The organism is Mycobacterium sp. 1081908.1 (genome assembly GCF_001673535.1).
Taxonomy (GTDB): Bacteria; Actinomycetota; Actinomycetes; order Mycobacteriales; family Mycobacteriaceae; genus Mycobacterium.
Genome location: NZ_LZLY01000088.1, coordinates 1 through 19,653 on the forward strand (window position 1 = coordinate 1; position 19,653 = coordinate 19,653).

Sequence of the window (19,653 nt, forward strand, 5' to 3'; positions counted from 1 at the left end):
GCGCGGGCCGCCAAGGCCGAGGAGGTGCAGATCTCGACGATCTCCTTCGGCACGCCCTACGGCACCGTCGAGTACGAGGGCGCCACCATCCCGGTCCCCGTCGACGACCAGACGCTGCAGGAGATCACCAAGATCACCGACGGCCAGGCGTTCCACGCGGACAGCCTGGAATCGCTCGAGAGCGTCTATTCGACGCTGCAGCGCCAGATCGGCTATCAGACCGTCAAGGGCGACGCCAGCCTGGCCTGGATGCTGCTCGGCGCGGTGCTGCTGGCCGGCGCCGTGCTGGCCGGCGAGTTCCTGAACCGGCGGCTGCCCGCCTGATCGGTCAGGTCGGCAGGCGCCGGTTGATCAGCAGACCCAGCGCCGCGGCGATGAGCGCGACGACGACGCCCAGGCGCAGCCAGCCGGCGCTGCCCGGGCCGGGCACCGTGCGGAACCCGATGTCGTTCTCGATGGCGTTGTAGCTCTTGTTCAGCTCGCTGATGTTGGTGGCGGTGTAGGACTGCCCGCCCGAGAGCTGAGCGATCTTGCGCATCTGGTCCGTGGACACGGGCACGGCGACGCGCTGCCCGTCCATCTCGATCTCCCCGCCCTTGGTGCCGAACGAGATGGTCGCGATGGGCACGCCCTGGTCCTTGGCCAGGCGCGCGGCGGTGAACGCCCCCTGCGGGGCGTTGGGGTCCAGCGGCACGTTTTCGGCGCCGTCGGATTCCAGGACGATCCGCGCCGGTGGCGGCCCTTCGCCGCCGCCCAGCACCGAGCCGACCGTGGCGATCGCCTGCAGCGCGGTGAAGATGCCTTCGCCCGTCGCGGTTTTGGGCGCCGGCTTCAACCCGTCGATCGCCGCCTTCACCGCGGCCCGGTTCGTCGTCGGGGACACCAGCAGCGAGGCGTTGGCGGCGAATTCGACCAAGCCCAGGTTGATGGCCGGCGTCAGCTCGTCGGCAAATTTCTTGCCGGCCTCCTGCGCGGCGGCCAGCCGGTTGGGGGCGACGTCGGTGGCCGCCATGGACTCCGAGACGTCGATGACCAGCACCACGACCGCGCGGTTGAGCGGAATCCGGATGTCCGACGTCGGCCCGGCCATGGCGGTGGTCAGCAGCACCAGCGCCGCGGCGAGCAGGATCGTCGGCACATGCCGCCACCGGCCCGAGCGCAGCGGCGCGACCCGCTCCAGCACCTCCATGTTGGCGAACCGCAGCACCCGGCGGCGGCGGGCGAACTGCACCACCACGTAGATCCCGATCAACAGCGCCACGGCCAGCAAGAACAGGAAGAACCAGGCGTTCTGGAAGCCCGTGAGCGACACGGGTCCCAGCAGCGGCAGCTTCATGTCCAGCCACCCTATTCGTCAAACGCCGGCGCTGCATGGCCCGGCGCGGCGCCCTACAGCGTCAGGACGCCGTCGTGGGAGGCGATCTGGTCCCGCGCCTCGGCTCGGGCGCGCCGCACGGCGTACCAGGAGCCCTGGCTCAACAACAACGCCTCGGTGCCGTCGTTCGGGACGGCGATCAGCCGGTGGCGCCGCACCCCGAGGAGGCTGGTCAGCAGCGAGATCGGGGAGAGCGCGACCGCGACGCACCCCTCCAGCAACCACGCGACGCCGGCCCAGACGATCCAGAGGAACCAGTTCCACAGCAGGTTCAAAAGGATCTCCAATACGAGGTCGAGCACGCCGTCCGCGGACCCGCCGGACGTGTCGTCGGAGCGCCAGTCGTGCCATTGCGGCGTCCAGAACAGAAACACGTTCGGCTGGATCTTCAGCGTGTACCTGGTCGCCGCCTGATCGCCCGGCGCGGGCTCGGGTGGCGACCCCCCGACTTGCCGTGCGACGCGGTCGAGGAACGCGTCGACCTCGTCCTTGTTGTAACCGCGCTTTCCGATGGGCGGCCTGGCGAAAGCGACGCTGCGGACCTGCTCGGGCGTGACGGCCCCCCGCGCCGGGTCCCGCAGCGCCGCCTCCAGCCAGTCGAGGAACGCGTCGACCTGGTCCTCGTTGTAGCCACGCTTCCCGGCGGGCGGCCTGGAGAAAGCGACGTTGCGGACGTGCTCCGGATCCATGAGCAGAGTTTGGACCCGATCGAATTGTGTTACAAGCCCGACGGTTCGGGGAACTCCTGTCCAAGATGGCGCCCGCACGGGGCGCCGTACAGACAACAGGAGCAGCAAATGATCGGATCAATCATCCTGGCGATCATCGTGGGCGCCGTCATCGGTTTGGTGGCGCGTCTGGTCATGCCGGGCAAGCAGAACATCGGCATGATCATGACGGTCGTACTCGGTGCCGTCGGTGGTCTGATCGGCTCGGCGGTGGCCGCGCAGTTCGGATACCACAACGCCAACGGCGGGATCGCATGGATTCCGTTCTTCGTCGGGGTAGCCGCCGCCGTCGTCCTGATCGCGATCTGGGAGGCCGTGACCGGCCGCCGCAGCCGCACCGGGCTGCCCCGCTAGCCGATCAGCACCGCGTAGCGCGGCTTGATCACCTCGTCGATGATCGCGAGCCGCTCGTCGAACGGGATGAAGGCCGACTTCATCGCGTTGATGGTGAAGCGCTCGAGATCACTCCACCCATAACCGAAAGCCTCGATGAGCCTCGACATTTCGAGGCTCATCGTGGTATCGCTCATCAGCCGGTTGTCGGTGTTGACGGTAACCCGGAAACGGGTGCGGGCCAGCAGATCGAACGGGTGCTCGGCGATGCTCCTGACCGCGCCGGTCTGCACGTTCGAGCTGGGGCACAGCTCCAGCGGAATTCGCTTGTCCCGCAGGATGGCTGCCTGCTGACCCAGCCGGACGCGGCCGTCCTCGAGGACCTCGATGTCGTCGACGATGCGCACCCCGTGGCCGAGCCGGTCGGCGCCGCAGAACGCGATGGCCTCGTGGATGGACGGCAGCCCGAACGCCTCGCCGGCGTGAATCGTGAAGCGCGCGTTGTGGTCTCGCATGTACTCGAAGGCGTCGAGGTGCCGCGTCGGCGGGTTGCCGGCCTCGGCGCCGGCGATGTCGAATCCCACCACGCCCTTGTCCCGGAACCGGATCGCGAGCTCGGCGATCTCGCGGGACACCGCGGCGTGGCGCATCGCGGTGACCAGCAGCCGCACCTTGATGGGGCGGCCGGCCGCCGCGCAGGCCTTCTCCCCGGCGGCGAAACCCTCGAGCACCGCGTCGACGATCTCGTCGAAGGACAGCCCGCGGTCGATGTGCAGTTCGGGGGCGAACCGCACCTCGGCGTAGACGACCGAATCCCCGGCCAGGTCCTCCACGCACTCGTAGGCGACGCGGTACAGGGCGTCGGCCGTCTGCATCACCGCAACGGTGTGCGAGAACGGTTCCAGGTACCGCTCCAGCGACCCGCTGTGCGACCGGGTGCGAAACCACGTCGCCAGCTCGTCGACGTCGGTGGCGGGCAGCCCGTCGTAGCCGGTCTGGCCGGCGATGTCGATCACGGTCGACGGCCGCAGCCCGCCGTCGAGGTGGTCGTGCAGCAGCGCCTTGGGCGCCTTCTTGATCTGGTTCAGGTCGATCACTGCGCGATCCGATCGATGATCAGCGGCCGGGAGACCGGCGGGGTGTCGTCGATGCTGTAGCCGCCGGCCAGCTCGGCCATCGCGGCGTCGAAGCGTTCGGGGGTGTCCGTGTAGAGGGTGAACAGCGCCTCGCCGGCCGCGACCGGCTCCCGGGGCCGGCGGTGGATCCGGATTCCCGCGCCCAGCTGCACCGGATGGCCCGGACGGGACCTGCCCGCGCCGAGCCGCCAACTTGCCAGCCCCACCGCCATCGCGTCGATATCGCCCATTGTGCCGCCCCGGGGTGCGGTCACGGTCTCGGAACACGAACCGATCGGCAACGGTACCGATAAGTCACCGCCCTGGGCCGCGACGAGCCGGCGAAACCGGTCCATCGCGGTGCCGTCGCGCAGCGTCCGGGCGGGGTCGCGGTCGCCGATACCGGCGAGGTCGAGCATCTCGGCGGCCAGCCGCAACGTCAGCTCCACCACGTCGGGGGGCCCGCCGCCGGCCAACACCTCCAGCGACTCGGCGACCTCGAGCGCGTTGCCGACCGTCGCGCCCAGCGGGCGGTTCATGTCCGTCAGCAGCGCGCGGGTCGGCACCCCGTGCGCCGCGCCGAGCTCGACCATGGTGTGCGCCAGCTCCCGGCTGGCCGCCTCCGAGCCCATGAGCGCCCCGGATCCGACTTTCACGTCGAGCACCAGCGCGCCGGCGCCCTCGGCCAGCTTCTTGCTCATGACCGAGCTGGCGATCAGCGGCAGCGACTCGACGGTGCCGGTGACGTCGCGCAGCGCGTACAGCTTGGCGTCGGCCGGGGCCAGCTCGCCGGCGGCGAAGATGGCGGCGCCGACGTCGCGGAGCTGTTCCCGGATCCGCGCGCCGGACAGCTGCGCGGTGAACCCGGCGACGGATTCCAGCTTGTCCAGGGTGCCGCCGGTGTGCCCGAGCCCGCGGCCCGACGCCTGGGGCACGGCCGCCCCGCAGGCGGCGACGACGGGCACCAGCGGCAGGGTGATCTTGTCCCCGACGCCGCCGGTGGAGTGCTTGTCGACGGTCGGGACGCCCAGGTCGCCGAAGTCCAGCCGCTCGCCGGAGGCCAGCATCGCCGCGGTCCACCTGGCGATCTCGCCGCGGTCCATGCCGCGCCACACGATCGCCATCAGCAGCGCCGACATCTGCTCGTCGGCGACGCGGCCGTGGGTGTAGGCGTCGATGACCCAGTCGATGGCGGCGTCGGACAGCCGCCCGCCGTCGCGCTTGGTCCGGATCACCGTCGGCGCGTCAAACGCCGCGTCGAATCCCAAGTCGCTCAAGGCCGTTCCCGCGGCAGGTCGGCGGTGAAGGCGTCGGGCAGCAGCTCGCCGAGGGGGCGGGGCCTCACCGGATGGTCGACGAGCAGCCCGGGACCGCCGTGTTCCAGCAGCAGCTGGCGGCATCGCCCGCACGGCATCAGGGTGGCGCCCCGCGCGTCCACGCACGCCAGCGCGACCAGCCGGCCGCCGCCGGTGGAATGCAGGGCGGACACCACGCCGCACTCGGCACAGAGACCAAGGCCATATGAGATGTTCTCCACATTGCACCCGGTGACGACGCGGCCGTCGTCGACCAGCGCGGCCGCGCCCACGGCGAACCGCGAGTAGGGCGCGTAGGCCCCCGCCGCAGCCCCAATCGCCCTGTCGCGCAGCTCTTTCCAATCGACATCAGGCATCCCGACTCCGCTCACCAAAGGGCCGACTTGCGAGGCCAACCCTAACTCTGACACGACGCTTCGCTTGGCGGCTGTTCGGCACGACCTGCCGGCTGGCAGGGTTAGGCTGACTTGTCCGGCTGACTGTTCCGAAGGCGGTGAGGATCACGTGAGCACTGCCACCGTGCGCAAGCGGCGACCACCCCGGACCCTGTATCGGGGCGACCCGGGCATGTGGTCGTGGGTGCTGCACCGCATCAGCGGCGCGACCATCTTCTTCTTCCTGTTCGTCCACGTGCTGGACGCCGCGATGCTGCGGGTGAGCCCGCAGACCTACAACGCGGTGGTGGGCGACTACAAGACCCCGATCGTCGGCCTGATGGAGTACGGCCTGATCGCCGCGGTGCTGTTCCACGGGCTGAACGGGATCCGCATCATCCTGATCGACTTCTGGTCGCAGGGGCCCCGCCATCAGCGGCTGATGTTCTTGATCGTCGTCATCGTGTTTTTGCTGCTGATGGTTCCCGCCGGCGTGGTGACCGGCATCCACGTCGTGGAGCACCTCCGATGAGCAGCCCGGACCTCCAACTCGGGCGCGGCCAGACGGCGCCGGTCAGGCAGCGCTTCTACGACCGCCCCGCCAGCCTGGACAATCCCCGCTCCCCGCGCCGGCGCGCCGGCATCCCCAATTTCGAGAAGTTCGCGTGGCTGTTCATGCGGTTCTCCGGGATCGCGCTGGTGTTCCTCGCGGTCGGGCACCTGTTCATCATGCTGATGTGGGACGACGGCGTGTACCGCATCGACTTCAACTACGTGGCGCAGCGCTGGCACTCGCCGTTCTGGCAGATGTGGGACATGGCGCTGTTGTGGCTGGCGCAGCTGCACGGCGGCAACGGGCTGCGCACCATCATCGACGACTACAGCCGCAAGAACTCCACCCGGTTCTGGCTCAACAGCCTGCTGCTGCTGTCGATGGGGTTCACGTTGGTGCTGGGCACCTACGTGCTGGTGACATTCGACCCGAACATCTCGTGAACGTCGTGAAAGGCGAGCCGTGATCCAGCAACACCGATACGACGTGGTGATCGTCGGCGCGGGCGGCGCCGGGATGCGCGCCGCCGTCGAGGCCGGGCCGCGGGTGCGGACCGCGGTGCTGACCAAGCTCTACCCCACCCGCAGCCACACCGGCGCCGCCCAGGGCGGCATGTGCGCCGCGCTGGCCAACGTCGAGGACGACAACTGGGAATGGCACACCTTCGACACCGTCAAGGGCGGCGACTACCTCGCCGACCAGGACGCGGTGGAGATCATGTGCAAGGAAGCCATCGACGCGGTGCTCGACCTGGAAAAGATGGGGATGCCGTTCAACCGCACCCCCGAGGGCCGCATCGACCAGCGCCGCTTCGGCGGGCACACCCGCGACCACGGCAAGGCGCCGGTGCGCCGGGCCTGCTACGCCGCCGATCGCACCGGCCACATGATCCTGCAGACGCTGTACCAGAACTGCGTCAAGCACGACGTGCAGTTCTTCAACGAGTTCTACGCGCTGGACCTGGTGCTCACGCAGACCCCGAGCGGGCCGGTGGCCACCGGCGTCGTCGCCTACGAGCTCGCGACGGGCGAGATTCACGTCTTCCACGCCAAGGCCGTCATCATCGCCACCGGCGGTTCGGGCCGGATGTACAAGACCACCTCCAACGCGCACACCCTGACCGGGGACGGCATCGGCATCGTGTTCCGCAAGGGACTTCCCTTGGAGGACATGGAGTTTCACCAATTCCATCCGACCGGGCTGGCCGGCCTGGGCATCCTGATCTCCGAGGCCGTGCGCGGCGAGGGCGGCCGGCTGCTCAACGCCGAGGGCGAGCGGTTCATGGAGCGCTACGCCCCGACGATCGTCGACCTGGCGCCGCGCGACATCGTCGCGCGCTCGATGGTGCTCGAGGTGCTGGAGGGCCGCGGCGCGGGCCCCAACAAGGACTACGTCTACATCGACGTCCGCCACCTGGGCGAGGACGTGCTGGAGTCCAAGCTGCCCGACATCACCGAGTTCGCCCGGACCTACCTGGGCGTGGACCCGGTGCACGAGCTCGTCCCGGTCTACCCGACGTGTCACTACGTGATGGGCGGCATCCCGACGACCGTCACCGGACAGGTGTTGCGGGACAACACCTCCACCGTCCCGGGCCTGTACGCGGCCGGCGAGTGCGCGTGCGTGTCGGTGCACGGCGCCAACCGGCTGGGCACCAACTCGCTGCTGGACATCAACGTCTTCGGCCGCCGCGCCGGCATCGCCGCCGTGGCCTACGCCCGCGGGCACGACTTCGTCGACATGCCACCGGAGCCCGAGGCGATGGTCGTCGGCTGGGTGGCCGACATCCTCTCCGAGCACGGCAACGAGCGCGTCGCCGACATCCGGGGCGCCCTGCAGCAGTCGATGGACAACAACGCCGCGGTGTTCCGCACCGAGGAGACGCTCAAGCAGGCCCTCACCGACATCCACGCGCTGAAGGAGCGCTATTCGCGAATCACCGTGCACGACAAGGGAAAGCGCTACAACAGCGACCTGCTGGAGGCCATCGAGCTCGGCTTTCTGCTGGAGCTGGCCGAGGTCACCGTGGTCGGCGCCCTGAACCGCAAGGAGTCCCGCGGCGGCCACGCCCGCGAGGACTACCCGAACCGCGACGACGTCAACTACATGCGCCACACCATGGCCTACAAGCAGGGCACCGACCTGCTCAGCGACGTCGCGCTGGACTTCAAGCCCGTGGTGCAGACCCGCTACGAACCCAAGGAACGGAAATACTGATGACGGACACTTTGGAGCCGCCCCTGCCGGAGATTCCCGACGGCGCGGTGATGGTGACCGTGAAGATCGCCCGGTTCAACCCCGACCAGCCCGACGCGTTCGCGAAAACCGGTGGCTGGCAAAGCTTTCGGGTGCCCTGCCTGCCCAGCGACCGGATGCTCAACCTGCTGATCTACATCAAGAGCTACCTGGACGGGACGCTGACCTTCCGGCGGTCCTGCGCGCACGGCGTGTGCGGCTCCGACGCCATGCGCATCAACGGCGTCAACCGGCTGGCCTGCAAGGTGCTGATGCGCGACCTGCTGCCGAAAAAACCGGGCAAGTCGCTGACGATCACGGTCGAACCGATCCGCGGGCTGCCGGTGGAGAAGGACCTGGTCGTCGACATGGAGCCGTTCTTCGACGCCTACCGGGCGGTGAAGCCCTACCTGATCACCACCGGCAATCCCCCGACGCGGGAACGCATCCAGAGCCCGACCGACCGGGCCCGCTACGACGACACCACCAAGTGCATCCTGTGCGCGTGCTGCACCACCAGCTGCCCGGTGTTCTGGCACGAGGGCAGCTACTACGGGCCGGCGGCGATCGTCAACGCGCACCGCTTCATCTTCGACAGCCGCGACGAGGCCGCCGCCGAGCGCCTCGACATCCTCAACGAGGTCGACGGCGTGTGGCGGTGCCGCACCACGTTCAACTGCACCGAATCCTGCCCCCGGGGCATCGAGGTCACCAAGGCGATCCAGGAGGTCAAGCGCGCGACGATGTTCTCGCGCTAGGCGCGCTCAGGGCGCGGACTCGCCACGGCGAGTGCCCGCTACGTGCGCGGGCCCGACCCGGTCGTCGTCGAGGTCGGATTCCGGCATTTCTGCGGCGGGTTGCTCGTCCGCGGGGGACTGAGTCGCGCCGCCGGCCGTATCCGACGGGCTGGCCGACTTGAACTCGGGATCCGGCGTGGGCGCCGTCACGCCGCCCGGGCCCTCGGTGCTGACCGCGCCGCCTTGCTGGCGTCCCTCGTAGGGAGGGACTGCGCTGCCCGTGTCCTGCGGAGGTAACTCGCCAGTGCCGCTGTAGGTCTCCGACGCCGTTGGATCGCTCATCGGCGGATTCGCGTCTTCATCCACCGTTCCGACGGGACGGTCCCCGCTGCCCTGCTCGGGGGTATCCGAACCGGTGTCGCGCGCGCCGCTGCCCAATGCGGGATCGTCGAAGTGCTCCAACCGCGCGTCTTCGGGCTGTTGATCATTCTGAGAGGTCATAACTGCTCCTCACCCTCTCGCTACCTGCCGCACCGGTTGGCCGGCGAGGTTGCCAATCCGGGTACCCGGACCTCTCGGCGCGAAACCGCTTCGCACAGACGGTCGCGCGGCGCCGCTCAGCAGAGTTCGTGGTGATGGCTTTGGTTGCCGCCCAACCGCTTAGCCTGGTACATCGCGGCGTCGGAGGCGCTGATCAACTCCTGCAGAACCGATTGCGGGTCGGAGGCGGTGTCGTCGAGGCGGGCGCAGGCGGTGCCGATGCTGGCCGTGACCCCCGCCGCCGAGGCCTCGATCGCCCGGCACATCCGCGCGGCCAGCGACTCGGCGTTGCAGCCCGAAGACGTGCCGGCCAACAGAAACTCCTCGCCGCCGCTGCGCGCCACCACCGCCTGGTTGTCGGCGGCGGCCAGCAGCGCCTGGGCGACCTGGACCAGCGCGTGGTCCCCCGCGGCGTGACCGGACCTGTCGTTGACGGCCTTGAAATGGTCGAGATCGATCAGCATCACCACCAGGTGGGAGTCGATGCCCCGGCGGGCCAGGATCATCCCCAGCGCCTCGTGCGCGAACGCGCGCCGGTTGAGCAGGCCCGTCAACGGATCGCGGTCGGCCCGCAGCAGGTCGCCCGCGAGCGCGCGCACCAGGATCAGGATGGCCACCGGCAGGGCGATGTTGACCTCGATCACCAGCCACAGGTCCACCCCCGCGAGGCTGGGGTGTCCGGCCCTGGCCAGCGACAGCGCCTCCCAGGAGCCGACGGCGGCGGCCACCGCGAAGTTGTACAGCACGAAGCCGGTGGTGTGGAAGAACGCCATGTAGGCGCCGAACGTCGCGAAGGCGATGCACCCGATCAGCGCGGCCAGCGGGTTCGGGTGTGCCAGGCAGGCCAGGGCGACGGCGCTGTTGCACGTGATGGCGAAAGCGAGTGATTGCGGGCGCGTCGGCCAGCGCCATATCCACAGCAGCATCCCGGCCACCCCGCCGCCGACGGCGGCCCACATCATCGCCACCGGGACCGCCCCGCGGGGACCGTCCGAGCCCGCCAGCAGCGCGAGGAGGCACAACACCATCGACGCCGAAATGGCCGCCAACACGGCCCGGGTGGCACCGCTGATGCCCCGCGACGCAAGGTAACCGGAGAGCCAGTCGTATTGATCGGCCCGCCACCACCGGCTAAACAGCGCGGTCATCGTCGACTTCCACCCGATGCCACAGGTCGAGACATTAGCGACATACCGCAGGTATGTGTCACACTTTCGCGCGCCATCCCGTCTGACGGATATGACACCGAAAACCCGCATCGAACCCCTGCCCCCCAAGCGCGCCGGGCTGCTGATCCGCGCCATGTACCGGGTGGCCAAGCGGCGCTACGGCCAGGTTCCCGAGCCGTTCGCCGTGTCGGCGCACCATCGCAAGCTGATGATCGCGGGCGCCGTGCACGAAACCATGGTGGACCGGGCGTCGAAGACGCTTCCGGTCAGCGTGCGCGAGCTCGCGGTGTACTGGACCGCGCGCCAGATCGGCTGCTCGTGGTGCGTCGACTTCGGCTCCATGCTGCAGCGGCTGGACGGCCTGGACATGGAGCGCCTCAAGGAGATCGACAACTACGCCGCCTCGCCGGCGTTCAGCGACGACGAGCGCGCGGCCATCGCATACGCCGACGCGATGACGGCCGACCCGCACACCGTGACCGACGAGCAGGTCGCCGACCTGCGGGCCCGCTTCGGCGACGCCGGCGTGTTCGAGCTGACCTACCAGATCGGGCTGGAGAACATGCGGGCGCGGGTGAACTCCGCGCTGGGCATCACCGAGCAGGGCTTCAATTCCGGTGACGCCTGCCGCATTCCGTGGGTCGAGGAGACCCCGGCGCGGCGCTAGAGTGGCGGAATGCGCGCCTGGGAGCTGGGGCCGGGCCGGCTCATGGTCGCCGGCGTGTTTTCCGACCTCGCCCTGCACCACCACCCCGCGGTTCAGGTCACCGTCGGCCGGCGCGGGCCCATCACACTCACCCGGGCGGACGATCGGCGCGAGGAGTGCCGGCTGGTCGTGGTCGGCAGCGGAGTCCGCCACGCCGTCCGCTCGGATGCGCGATCCGCCGCGTTGACGCTGTACCTCGGGCTGCAGACGCCGCAGGGCGTCGCACTGAACGCGTTGAGCCACAACCACGGTCGGGGCGTCTGGGTCGTCGACGACGGCACGCCGCTCGCCGAGGCGACGGCGGCGGCGCTGACCGGGGACGGCCCGCACGCCGCGGCCGAATTCCTGGTCGGCCGGCTGTGCGGACAGCAAGGTGGGCCCTCGGTTCACCCTCAGCTGCGGCGGGCGATCGAGGTCGTGTCGAGCCGGGTGCCGAGTCACGTGGACGTGGCGTCGGTCGCGAATGCCGTTGCGCTGTCACCGGATTACCTCGGGCGCCTGTGCAGGCAACAGACTGGGGTGTCGATGTCGGCCACGATCCGCTGGGCGCGGCTGGTCACCGCCATGGGCCACCTCATCGCGGGTCGCTCCGTCACCGACGCCGCCCATCTGGCCGGGTTCGCCGACGGCTCGCACGCCAACAAGGTGTGCTGGGAGATGACCGGTTCGGCCCCGCACGAGCTCGCGCGGGCGGTCCGCGAATCCATCTGACGGATCCGTACAAGCGTTCCCGTCGCGGGTGGCCCACGCTTGGGACATGCCTGCGATGTCAGCGTTCGAACGCGCCTTCTGCTGCGGCGCCGTCGGGCGTTCCGGCAGCCCCGTGATCGCACGCGAGCTGCACGCCCGGCGACTGGGCCGCGACGTGCTGGAGATCGGTTCGGGCGCCGGATCCGTTGCCCGCCAGGTTCTCTCGAAGAACCCCGAGCTCGCGTGGGTCGCGATGGACGTCGACCCGCACATGACGCGGGCCGCCGCCGACCGCCTGCGGGACTTCCCCAACGCGTCGGCGCGGACGGCCGATGCCACCGCGATGCCCTTCCCCGACGAATCCTTCGACTCCGTCGTCAGCTGCCTGATGCTGCATCACATCATCGACTGGGAGCGCGCGGTCGCCGAGGTGGCGCGGGTGCTGCGGCCGGGCGGGACCTTCGTCGGCTACGACCTGGTGCGCACCCCGCTGGCCAGCCTGTTTCACCGGTTGGACGGCTCACCGCACCGGTTGATCGCGCCGGCTGACTTCCGGGTGGAATGCGAGAGGAACGGGCTCGCCATCGCGCTGCGGCCGGGGCTGCTCGGCCACGTGATGCGGTTCTCGGCCGACAAGGCCGGCAAGGAGGAAAACTGATGGCAGCATTAGGCATTCGCGCCGCCGTGGTCCGCGGCATCTTCGCGTTGCCCAGCCCGGTCCGCCGGTTGCTGGCGGGACCGCCGGTGCGGATCGACGGGCAGGAGATGGCGCTGGACGCGCAGCTAATGATTCGCCTCAAAAACCGTTCGGGCTCCGACGTTTTCACCGATCCCGTCGAGGAGTCCCGCGCGCGGTATGACCAACTCCCGCGGCTCGTGGGTTACGAATCACCCCTGCCCGTGCCGACGCGGGAGATCGTCATCCCCGCCGAGCACGGCGACATCCCGGCCACCCTGTACACGCCCGAGGGCCTGCCCGAGCCGTCGGGGCTGCTGGTGTATTTCCACGGCGGCGGCTTCTCGGTCGGCTCGCGCATTAGCCACGACCCCGTGGCCCGTTATCTGGCGAGCCACGCCGGCGTGCGGGTGCTGTCGGTCGAATACCGGCGCGCGCCCGAGCATCCGTTCCCCGCCGCCGTGGCGGACGCGATCGCGGCGTTCGAACACGCGCACCGCCACGCCGCCGACCTGGGGGCGGATCCCGGCCGCATCGCGGTCGGGGGCGACAGCGCCGGCGGGAATCTGGCGGCCGTGACCGCGCAACAGGCGGTGCGACGGGGCGGCGCCGTCCCGGCGTTCCAGCTGCTGATGTATCCCCCGACGGACCTCGCCGGCCGCCGGCCCTCGCACGACCTGTTCGCGCGGGGCTCGACCTTCAGCGAGCGGAACCTGGCGTGGGCGCTGGCCAATTACATACCCTCGCATACCGATCCGCGCGACCCGCGCCTGTCACCGCTGCACGGCGACGTCACCGGCCTGCCGCCCGCCTACATCGCGAGCGCCGGTTTCGATCCGATTCGCGACGACGCGGTCGCCTACGCGGACAAGCTGCGGGCCGCGGGCATCCCGGTCGCGCTCAGCCGGCAGCCGGACCTGCCGCACGCGTACCTCAACTTCGTCGGCCTGGGGGGCCGGTTCGCCGAGGCCGCCGCCGAGGCCGCCGGGGCGCTGCGCCTGGGCCTCGCCGTCGCGTCAGGGCCGACCGGCCAGGGGCGAGCCGGTGAACTTGTCCGGGTTGGCGACATCCCATAGCGCGCAGACCTTTCCGTCGCGCACCGTCATCGCCAGGATCCGCGGCCGCATCGCCCAGTGCCCGTAGTCGCCGGGGCTGCCCGCCGTGTAGGCGCCCAGCTCGCCGTTGACCAGCGCCAGCTGATTCGCCGTGAAGAACGCGTCGCCGTAGCGCCGGGCGAGGCCGAAGATGAACCGGGCCACCTTGTCCGCTCCCGCGATGACGTGAACGGCCGTGGGCGCCTTGCCATTTGAATCGCCGGTGAACGTCACGTCCGGATGCAGCAGCGACACCACGGCCTCCAGGTCGCCGGCGGCGATGGCGGCCATCAGCCGGCCGACCACCTCGTTGTGCGACGGATCGGGTTGCGGCGGCGGCTGCGCCGCCACCGCCTTGCGCGCCCTCGACGCCAGCTGCCGCGCCGCGGCCTCGTTGATGCCCAGCACCTCGGCCACGTCGGCGAAGGGCACGGCGAACCCGTCGTGCAGCACGAACGCGACCCGCTGGTCGGGTGACAGGCGCTCGAGCACCACCATCGCCGCGAACCGGGCGCCCTCGCTGGCCACCACCGCCGACAGCGGATCGCCTTGGTCGAAGCCGGTGACCACCGGCTCGGGCAGCCAGTTGCCGGTGTACGTCTCGCGCCGGTGCGCGGCCGAGCGCAACCGGTCCAGGCCGAGCCGGCTCACCACGGTGGTCAGCCAGGCCCGCAGATCCGCGATGACCTGGTTCTGCCCATGCCAGCGCAGCCAGGCCTCCTGGACGATGTCCTCGGCGTCGGCCACCGTGCCGGTCAGCCGGTAGGCGACCGACATGAGATGCGGTCGCAGCGCCTCAAACTCGCGAACCTGCTGCGCCGCGGTCATATCGCGAGGCTACGCTCGCGGACAACATGACTGACAATCTGTGGCTGCACTTCGCCCGGCACGGGCCGGGCATCGCGGCGCCGATCATCACCCGCGGCGAGGGCGTCACCATCTTCGACGACCGCGGCAAGGGCTACCTCGACGCGCTGTCCGGGCTGTTCACCGTGCAGGTCGGCCACGGGCGCACCGAGCTCGCCGAGGTCGCCGCCCGGCAGGCGAGCACGCTGGCGTACTTCCCGCTGTGGGGCTATGCCCACCCGAGCGCGATCGAACTCGCCGAGGGCCTCGCCCGCCACGCGCCCGGCGACCTGAACCGGATCTTCTTCACCACCGGCGGCACCGAGGCCGTCGAGACCGCCTGGAAGGTGGCCAAGCAGTACTTCAAGCTCACCGGCAAACCCGGTAAGCACAAGGTGATTTCGCGGGCGGTCGCCTACCACGGCACCACCCAGGGCGCGCTGGCGATCACCGGGCTGCCGAAATACAAGGCGCCGTTCGAACCGGTGACGCCCGGCGGGTTCCGGGTGCCCAACACGAATTTCTACCGGGCGCCCGAACCCTTTCACACCGACCCGAAGGCCTTCGGGCGCTGGGCCGCCGACCGGATCGCCGAGGCGATCGAGTTCGAGGGGCCCGAGACCGTCGCCGCGGTGTTCCTGGAGCCGGTGCAGAACGCGGGCGGCTCGATCCCGCCTCCCCCAGGCTATTTCGAGCGGGTGCGCGAGATCTGCGACGTATACGACGTCCTGCTGGTTTCCGACGAGGTGATCTGCGCCTTCGGGCGGATGGGGTCGATGTTCGCCTGTGCGTCGGACATCGGAGACTTCGGCTACGTGCCCGACATGATCACCTGCGCCAAGGGGCTGACGTCGGGCTACTCACCGCTGGGCGCGATGGTCGCGAGCGAGCGCTTGTTCGAGCCGTTCAACGACGCCAAAACCATGTTCCCGCACGGCTATACGTTCGGCGGCCACCCGGTGTCGGCGGCGGTGGCGCTGGCCAACCTCGACATCTTCGAGCGCGAGGGCCTCAACGAGCGCGTCAAACGCAACGCGCGGGCGTTCCGCGCCACCCTGGAGAAGCTCTACGACCTGCCCATCGTCGGCGACGTGCGCGGCGAGGGGTATTTCTACAGCGTCGAGCTGGTCAAGGACCAGGCGACCCGGCAGAGGTTCACCGACGACGAGCGCGGGGCGCTGCTGCCCCGGGTGTCCGCGGCCCTGTTCGAGGCCGGGATGTATTGCCGCACCGACGACCGCGGCGATTCGGTCATTCAGCTGGCGCCGCCGTTGATCAGCGGCCAAGCCGAGTTCGACACCATCGAGGCCACCCTGCGCGGCGTGCTCAGCGTCGAGTCGGACCGGCTGTAGCGAGGACCCGCTTGACCTCGTAAGCGGCCAGCAGCACCTCCCGGGAATGCGCCGTGCTCGGGTCGCTGCCCAGCCGGGTCTGCGCGTTGCACAGCCAGACGAGCGCGGATTTCAGGTCGGCGTCCTGGGCGCTGTCGCGATGCGACTTCAGCTCTTCCAGGATGCGCTCATGCCCGGAACTGCGGACCTGGGTGCCCTTCTCGACCTGCTTGAGCAGTTGCTCGAGCGATCGCGGACCGTCACCGTCGCGCCGCCATCGAGACCAAAATCCGTTGTTTTGAATGGTGTCAGCGTAGTGGTTCGGCGCCGCACCCACGCAGGCGGGCCGCTTCGTAACATCCGTCCCATCAGTCACAGCGCGGCTCCCCGGAATTGGGCCGCCGATCGCCTAGTCTGCTCACACAATGTCCCTGTTACGTTCCGCGTCATGCCTGGCAGCGACGGCTTTCATGGTCGGCGTCATGGTCGCCGCCCCGATCGCTGTCCCGGTCGCGTTGGCCGAACCGGCCCCGGGCCCCGCCGCCGGGCCGCCGAACTGCCCGTTCCAGGTGAATACCCCGCCCGCGGTGGACTCCTCGGAGGTCCCCGCCGCCGGTGACCCGCCGATCCCGCTCGCGGTCCCGCCCAAGCCCGTCGGCGGCGAGGCGCTGGGCGGCTGCGGCGTCGTCGCGGCGCCCGGGACACCGCCCCTGCCGGGCGACGTGTCGGCCGACGCGTGGCTGGTGGCGGACCTGGACAGCGGCGCCGTCATCGCCGCCAAGGACCCGCACGGCCGCCACCGCCCCGCCAGCATCATCAAGGTGCTGGTCGCCATGGCCTCCATCAACGCGCTGCCGCTGAACAAGTCCGTCGAGGGCACCGCCGACGACGCGGCCGCCGAGGGCACCAAGGTCGGCGTGACCGACGGCGGCGTCTTCACCGTCAACCAGCTGCTGCACGGCCTCTTGATGCACTCCGGCAACGACGCCGCGCACGCGCTGGCCGTGCAGCTGGGCGGCATGCAGCAGGCGCTGGACAAGATCAACGTGCTGGCCGCCAAGCTCGGCGGGCGCGACACCCGGGTGGCGACCCCGTCGGGGCTGGACGGCCCCGGCATGAGCACGTCGGCCTACGACATCGGCCTGTTCTACCGCTACGCCTGGCAGAATCCGACGTTCGCCGGCATCGTCGCGACGCGGACCTTCGACTTCCCCGGCCACGGCGACCACCCCGGCTACGAGCTGGAAAACGACAACCAGCTGCTCTACAAGTACCCCGGCGCGATGGGCGGCAAGACCGGCTACACCGACGACGCCGGGCAGACCTTCGTGGGCGCGGCCAACCACGACGGGCGCCGGCTGATGGCGGTGCTGCTGCACGGGACGCGGCAGCCGATCGCCCCGTGGGAACAGGCGGCGCACCTGCTGGACTACGGGTTTTCCACGCCGCAAGGCACCCAGGTCGGCACGCTGATCGAGCCCGATCCCTCGCTGATGCCCGCCAAGCGCGACAGCGCCGCCGACCGGCCGGGCGCCGGCCCCCAGGCCGCCGGGCTGCTGCCGTCGGCGGACGCGCTGCCGGTGCGGGTGGGCGTCGCGGTGATCGGAACGATCATCGTGTTTAGTTTGATCATGGTCGCACGCTCGATGAACCGCCGACCGCAACACCGGTGACGTCACGGCGCGCCCCGTCGCGGCGGGGCCTGGCGCTCGGGCTCACCGCCGCCAGCGTCGGCGTCATCTACGGCTACGACCTGTCCATCATCGCCGGCGCGCAGCTGTTCGTCACCGAGGACTTCGGGCTCACGACCCGGCAGCAAGAGCTGCTGACGACGATGGTGGTGATCGGCCAGATCTTCGGGGCGCTCGGCGCCGGCGTGCTCGCCAACGCGATCGGCCGGAAGAGATCGGTGGCGCTGATCCTCCTCGCCTACGCGGCGTTCGCGCTCCTCGGCGCGTTCGCGGTGTCGCTGCCGATGCTGTTGGCGGCACGCTTCCTGCTGGGCCTGACGATCGGCGTGACGGTGGTGGTGGTGCCGGTGTACGTGGCGGAGTCGGCCCCGGCCGCGGTGCGCGGCTCGCTGTTGACGGCCTATCAACTCGCGATCGTCAGCGGGCTCGTGGTCGGCTACCTGACCGGCTACCTGCTGGCCGGCGCGCACGCCTGGCGGTGGATGCTGGGGCTGGCCGCCCTGCCCGCAATGCTGCTGCTGCCCTTGCTGATTCGGATGCCCGACACGGCCCGGTGGTACGTGCTCAAGGGCAGGATCGACGACGCCCGCGCCGCGCTGCTGCGTGCGGACCCCACCGCGAAAGCCGACGAAGAGCTGGCCGAAATCAAGAGCGCCCTGAGCGAAGGGAGCGGCGGCTTCGCCGAGATGCTGCGACGGCCGTACCTGCGGGCCACCGTCTTCGTGATCACGCTCGGCTTCCTGATTCAGATCACCGGCATCAACGCGATCATCTATTACAGCCCCCGGATATTCGAAGCGATGGGCTTCACCGGCAATTTCGCCCTGCTGGCCCTGCCGGCGCTGGTGCAGATCGCCGGGTTGGCGGCCGTGGGCACGTCGCTGCTCCTGGTCGACCGGGTGGGCCGGCGCCCAATCCTGTTGTGCGGCATCGCGATGATGATCGCCGCCGACGTCGTCCTGATGGCCGTGTTCGCCCAGGGCCACCTCGGCGGCGCCGGACTGGTTTTCGGGTTCGCCGGCGTCCTGCTGTTCATCTTCGGCTACACCGCGGGTTTCGGCTCCCTGGGCTGGGTGTACGCCAGCGAGAGCTTCCCCACGCGGCTGCGGTCCATCGGCTCCAGCACGATGCTGACCTCCAACCTGGTGGCCAACGCGATCATCGCCGCCGTCTTCCTGACGTTGCTGCATTCGCTGGGCGGCGCGGGGACTTTCGCGGTGTTCGTGGTTTTCACGCTGATCGCTTTCGGCTTCGTCTACCGGTATGCGCCGGAAACCAAGGGCCGGCAACTCGAGGACATCAGGCACTTCTGGGAGAACGGCGGTCGATGGGACTGATCCGTTCGGGGACAATGGTTCTCGACGGGCAGGTGTGCCGGCCGGGATGGCTGGAGACGTCCGGCGGCCGGATCCGGGCGTGCGGCGCCGGCCCACCGCCCGCGCCGGCCGACCGGGACTTCCCGGATTGCGTTGTGGTGCCAGGCTTTGTCGACATGCACGTGCACGGCGGCGGCGGCGCGTCCTACACCGACCCCGATGCCATCGACGCGGCCGCGGCCTTTCACCGGCGGCACGGCACCACCACCACGCTCGCCAGCCTGGTCACCGCCACGCCGGCGGAGCTGATCGCCGGCGTGGGCGCGCTCGCCGCGGCCACCCGTCGGGGCACCATCGCGGGCATCCACCTGGAGGGTCCGTGGCTGAGCCCGGCGCGGTGCGGGGCGCACGACCCCACCCGGATGCGCCACCCGGATCCCGCCGAGATCGACGCCGTGCTCGAGGCCGGTTGCGGCGCCGTCCGGATGGTCACGCTGGCGCCCGAGCTGCCGGGCGCCGGCGACGCGATCCGGCGCTTCCGGGACGCGAATGTTGTTGTGGCCATAGGCCATACCGACGCGACCTACGAGCAGACCCAGCGGGCCATCGCCGCGGGCGCCACGGTCGGCACCCACCTGTTCAACGCGATGCCGCCGCTGCACCACCGCGAACCGGGACCCGCGCTCGCGCTGCTGCGCGCCCCGGGGGTCACGGTCGAACTCATCGCCGACGGCGTCCACGTGCACCCGGAGGTGGTGCGCGCGGTCATCGCGGCCGCGGGGCCCGACCGGGTCGCCCTGGTCACCGACGCGCTCGCCGCGGCCGGCT

General features: G+C 70.2%; 21 protein-coding genes and 2 pseudogenes. 14 read left to right on the top strand and 9 right to left on the bottom strand.

Annotated features, from left to right (window positions below; translation table 11 throughout):
• Nucleotides 1-324 (top strand): annotated as a pseudogene (locus A5655_RS12545) (hypothetical protein); the annotation flags it as partial.
• A 4-nt stretch (nt 325-328) separates the two neighbouring features.
• Here the strand turns inward: A5655_RS12545 and A5655_RS12550 are convergent.
• Both A5655_RS12550 and A5655_RS29220 read right to left on the bottom strand, forming a co-directional pair.
• Entirely contained in the window at nt 329-1,336 is a 1,008-nt protein-coding gene (locus A5655_RS12550) for a VWA domain-containing protein (RefSeq protein WP_067010408.1), read from the bottom strand.
• A 53-nt stretch (nt 1,337-1,389) separates the two neighbouring features.
• Nucleotides 1,390-2,064, bottom strand: coding sequence for a DivIVA domain-containing protein (locus A5655_RS29220; protein ID WP_067010411.1), 675 nt, complete (start codon nt 2,062-2,064; stop codon nt 1,390-1,392).
• A gap of 108 nt (nt 2,065-2,172) precedes the next feature.
• On the opposite strand from A5655_RS29220, the gene A5655_RS12560 reads away from it, so the two are divergent.
• The gene (locus A5655_RS12560) at nt 2,173-2,457 is read left to right on the top strand and encodes a GlsB/YeaQ/YmgE family stress response membrane protein (protein ID WP_067010414.1); all 285 of its coding nucleotides are present in this window, start codon (nt 2,173-2,175) and stop codon (nt 2,455-2,457) included.
• On the opposite strand, the gene A5655_RS12565 is transcribed toward A5655_RS12560, so the two are convergent.
• From A5655_RS12565 to A5655_RS12575, 3 genes are read right to left on the bottom strand one after another with little or no spacing between them, the layout of a single operon-like run.
• Nucleotides 2,454-3,533 (bottom strand): adenosine deaminase, encoded by a 1,080-nt coding sequence (locus A5655_RS12565; protein WP_067010417.1) that lies wholly within the window; start codon nt 3,531-3,533, stop codon nt 2,454-2,456. The genes A5655_RS12560 and A5655_RS12565 overlap by 4 nt on opposite strands.
• Entirely contained in the window at nt 3,530-4,819 is a 1,290-nt protein-coding gene (locus tag A5655_RS12570; RefSeq protein WP_067010460.1) for a thymidine phosphorylase, read from the bottom strand. The genes A5655_RS12565 and A5655_RS12570 overlap by 4 nt, the downstream gene beginning before the upstream one ends.
• A 5-nt stretch (nt 4,820-4,824) precedes the next feature.
• Nucleotides 4,825-5,223, bottom strand: coding sequence for a cytidine deaminase (locus tag A5655_RS12575; RefSeq protein WP_067010420.1), 399 nt, complete (start codon nt 5,221-5,223; stop codon nt 4,825-4,827).
• A gap of 211 nt (nt 5,224-5,434) precedes the next feature.
• Here A5655_RS12575 and sdhC point away from each other — a divergent pair, with 211 nt between their 5' ends.
• The 4 genes from sdhC to A5655_RS12595 are packed head-to-tail and all read left to right on the top strand — an operon-like array spanning nt 5,435 to nt 8,787.
• Entirely contained in the window at nt 5,435-5,773 is a 339-nt protein-coding gene (gene sdhC, locus A5655_RS12580) for a succinate dehydrogenase, cytochrome b556 subunit (protein WP_067010424.1), read from the top strand.
• A complete protein-coding gene (locus tag A5655_RS12585) occupies nt 5,770-6,237 on the top strand; it encodes a succinate dehydrogenase hydrophobic membrane anchor subunit (RefSeq protein ID WP_067010427.1) in 468 nt (155 codons plus the stop codon). The genes sdhC and A5655_RS12585 overlap by 4 nt, the downstream gene beginning before the upstream one ends.
• A gap of 19 nt (nt 6,238-6,256) precedes the next feature.
• A complete protein-coding gene (gene sdhA / locus A5655_RS12590; protein WP_067010430.1) occupies nt 6,257-8,011 on the top strand; it encodes a succinate dehydrogenase flavoprotein subunit in 1,755 nt (584 codons plus the stop codon).
• The gene (locus A5655_RS12595) at nt 8,011-8,787 is read left to right on the top strand and encodes a succinate dehydrogenase iron-sulfur subunit (RefSeq protein WP_067010432.1); all 777 of its coding nucleotides are present in this window, start codon (nt 8,011-8,013) and stop codon (nt 8,785-8,787) included. The genes sdhA and A5655_RS12595 overlap by 1 nt, the downstream gene beginning before the upstream one ends.
• Before the next feature lie 6 nt (nt 8,788-8,793).
• On the opposite strand, the gene A5655_RS12600 is transcribed toward A5655_RS12595, so the two are convergent.
• Both A5655_RS12600 and A5655_RS12605 read right to left on the bottom strand, forming a co-directional pair.
• Nucleotides 8,794-9,267 carry a hypothetical protein gene (locus A5655_RS12600; RefSeq protein ID WP_231999145.1) on the bottom strand — a complete coding sequence of 158 codons (474 nt, stop codon included), beginning with the start codon at nt 9,265-9,267 and terminating at the stop codon, nt 8,794-8,796.
• Between the two features lie 116 nt (nt 9,268-9,383).
• Entirely contained in the window at nt 9,384-10,454 is a 1,071-nt protein-coding gene (locus A5655_RS12605; protein WP_067010435.1) for a diguanylate cyclase, read from the bottom strand.
• A 58-nt stretch (nt 10,455-10,512) separates the two neighbouring features.
• Between A5655_RS12605 and A5655_RS12610 the strand changes: the two are divergent.
• The 4 genes and pseudogenes from A5655_RS12610 to A5655_RS12625 form a co-directional block, all read left to right on the top strand.
• Nucleotides 10,513-11,142, top strand: a pseudogene (locus tag A5655_RS12610) (carboxymuconolactone decarboxylase family protein); the annotation flags it as partial.
• A gap of 9 nt (nt 11,143-11,151) precedes the next feature.
• Nucleotides 11,152-11,892, top strand: a complete 741-nt coding sequence (locus A5655_RS12615; protein ID WP_067010441.1) for a helix-turn-helix domain-containing protein — start codon at nt 11,152-11,154, stop codon at nt 11,890-11,892.
• 46 nt (nt 11,893-11,938) lie between these two features.
• Nucleotides 11,939-12,529 (top strand): class I SAM-dependent methyltransferase, encoded by a 591-nt coding sequence (locus tag A5655_RS12620; RefSeq protein WP_067010444.1) that lies wholly within the window; start codon nt 11,939-11,941, stop codon nt 12,527-12,529.
• Entirely contained in the window at nt 12,529-13,623 is a 1,095-nt protein-coding gene (locus A5655_RS12625) for an alpha/beta hydrolase (protein WP_067010446.1), read from the top strand. Before A5655_RS12620 ends, A5655_RS12625 begins: the two co-directional genes overlap by 1 nt.
• On the opposite strand, the gene A5655_RS12630 is transcribed toward A5655_RS12625, so the two are convergent.
• Entirely contained in the window at nt 13,564-14,469 is a 906-nt protein-coding gene (locus A5655_RS12630) for a sigma-70 family RNA polymerase sigma factor (protein ID WP_067010449.1), read from the bottom strand. The genes A5655_RS12625 and A5655_RS12630 overlap by 60 nt on opposite strands.
• A 26-nt stretch (nt 14,470-14,495) precedes the next feature.
• Here A5655_RS12630 and A5655_RS12635 point away from each other — a divergent pair, with 26 nt between their 5' ends.
• Nucleotides 14,496-15,839, top strand: coding sequence for an aspartate aminotransferase family protein (locus A5655_RS12635; RefSeq protein WP_067010452.1), 1,344 nt, complete (start codon nt 14,496-14,498; stop codon nt 15,837-15,839).
• Here A5655_RS12635 and A5655_RS12640 read toward each other — a convergent pair.
• Nucleotides 15,814-16,122: a hypothetical protein gene (locus A5655_RS12640; RefSeq protein ID WP_067010466.1), complete on the bottom strand. Its 309-nt coding sequence runs from the start codon at nt 16,120-16,122 to the stop codon at nt 15,814-15,816. The genes A5655_RS12635 and A5655_RS12640 overlap by 26 nt on opposite strands.
• Nucleotides 16,123-16,243: 121 nt before the next feature.
• Between A5655_RS12640 and A5655_RS12645 the strand changes: the two genes are divergently transcribed.
• The 3 genes from A5655_RS12645 to A5655_RS12655 form a co-directional block, all read left to right on the top strand.
• The gene (locus A5655_RS12645) at nt 16,244-17,491 is read left to right on the top strand and encodes a D-alanyl-D-alanine carboxypeptidase family protein (protein ID WP_067010455.1); all 1,248 of its coding nucleotides are present in this window, start codon (nt 16,244-16,246) and stop codon (nt 17,489-17,491) included.
• Nucleotides 17,488-18,846: a sugar porter family MFS transporter gene (locus A5655_RS12650; protein ID WP_067010457.1), complete on the top strand. Its 1,359-nt coding sequence runs from the start codon at nt 17,488-17,490 to the stop codon at nt 18,844-18,846. Before A5655_RS12645 ends, A5655_RS12650 begins: the two co-directional genes overlap by 4 nt.
• Nucleotides 18,837-19,653, top strand: an 817-nt coding sequence (locus A5655_RS12655; RefSeq protein WP_067010469.1) for an N-acetylglucosamine-6-phosphate deacetylase, incomplete at its 3' end; no start/stop codon positions are given. The genes A5655_RS12650 and A5655_RS12655, both read left to right, overlap by 10 nt.

Excerpts from the sequence above, each read along its gene's own strand:
- sdhC (WP_067010424.1), top strand. The coding sequence starts at position 5,435 with ATGTGGTCGTGGGTGCTGCACCGCATCAGCGGCGCGACCATCTTCTTC.
- A5655_RS29220 (WP_067010411.1), bottom strand. The coding sequence starts at position 2,064 with ATGGATCCGGAGCACGTCCGCAACGTCGCTTTCTCCAGGCCGCCCGCC.
- A5655_RS12550 (WP_067010408.1), bottom strand. The coding sequence starts at position 1,336 with ATGAAGCTGCCGCTGCTGGGACCCGTGTCGCTCACGGGCTTCCAGAAC.
- A5655_RS12625 (WP_067010446.1), top strand. The coding sequence starts at position 12,529 with ATGGCAGCATTAGGCATTCGCGCCGCCGTGGTCCGCGGCATCTTCGCG.
- A5655_RS12635 (WP_067010452.1), top strand. The coding sequence starts at position 14,496 with ATGACTGACAATCTGTGGCTGCACTTCGCCCGGCACGGGCCGGGCATC.
- A5655_RS12585 (WP_067010427.1), top strand. The coding sequence starts at position 5,770 with ATGAGCAGCCCGGACCTCCAACTCGGGCGCGGCCAGACGGCGCCGGTC.
- A5655_RS12595 (WP_067010432.1), top strand. The coding sequence starts at position 8,011 with ATGACGGACACTTTGGAGCCGCCCCTGCCGGAGATTCCCGACGGCGCG.
- A5655_RS12600 (WP_231999145.1), bottom strand. The coding sequence starts at position 9,267 with ATGACCTCTCAGAATGATCAACAGCCCGAAGACGCGCGGTTGGAGCAC.
- A5655_RS12645 (WP_067010455.1), top strand. The coding sequence starts at position 16,244 with ATGTCCCTGTTACGTTCCGCGTCATGCCTGGCAGCGACGGCTTTCATG.
- A5655_RS12615 (WP_067010441.1), top strand. The coding sequence starts at position 11,152 with ATGCGCGCCTGGGAGCTGGGGCCGGGCCGGCTCATGGTCGCCGGCGTG.
- A5655_RS12575 (WP_067010420.1), bottom strand. The coding sequence starts at position 5,223 with ATGCCTGATGTCGATTGGAAAGAGCTGCGCGACAGGGCGATTGGGGCT.
- A5655_RS12630 (WP_067010449.1), bottom strand. The coding sequence starts at position 14,469 with ATGACCGCGGCGCAGCAGGTTCGCGAGTTTGAGGCGCTGCGACCGCAT.
- A5655_RS12560 (WP_067010414.1), top strand. The coding sequence starts at position 2,173 with ATGATCGGATCAATCATCCTGGCGATCATCGTGGGCGCCGTCATCGGT.
- A5655_RS12605 (WP_067010435.1), bottom strand. The coding sequence starts at position 10,454 with ATGACCGCGCTGTTTAGCCGGTGGTGGCGGGCCGATCAATACGACTGG.
- A5655_RS12620 (WP_067010444.1), top strand. The coding sequence starts at position 11,939 with ATGCCTGCGATGTCAGCGTTCGAACGCGCCTTCTGCTGCGGCGCCGTC.